Here is a 454-nt window from a genome sequence, read left to right on the forward strand (position 1 = left end):
GTAGGTCGACGGAGCGATCGGCAGAACCTTGCAGATCGGCTCGACTCCGTAGGCCTCGCGGTGGTCGTCGATGAACGTGATCATCGTCTCGGTCGGCGGTCGAGCTCCGCCTGTGCGAAATACGCGGACGCCTTGCGGAGGATCTCGTTGGCGCGGCGCAGCTCGCGGTTCTCGCGCTCCAACTCCTTCAGCCGCGCTCGGTCGTCGGTGGAGGGGCCGGCGCGACGGCCGTGGTCGCGCTCAGCCTGGCGAACCCAGTTGCGGAGCGTCTCGGCGGTGCAGCCGATCTTCTCGGCCACCGAGCGGATGGCGGCCCACTGCGAGGGGTGGTCGTGCTCGTGGTCGAAGACGAGGCGGACGGCGCGCTGCCGGACCTCGGGGGAATAGCGGGTGGACTTGCTCATGGCTCCAAGTTGTCAAGGATGGGAGCCTCCGGCAAACCCGGGTTGATTCA

General features: G+C 67.8%; 1 pseudogene and 1 other annotated feature. The pseudogene reads right to left on the reverse strand.

Annotated elements, in window-relative coordinates:
• Positions 1-404 (reverse strand): annotated as a pseudogene (locus RM540_RS16340) (transposase); the annotation flags it as partial.
• Positions 10-126: a sequence feature (AL1L pseudoknot), on the reverse strand. Its footprint overlaps the pseudogene before it by 117 nt.
• Positions 405-454: the final 50 nt, after the last annotated feature.

The organism is Rubrivirga litoralis, assembly GCF_031846415.1.
In the GTDB taxonomy this organism is placed as follows: Bacteria; Bacteroidota; Rhodothermia; order Rhodothermales; family Rubricoccaceae; genus Rubrivirga; species Rubrivirga litoralis.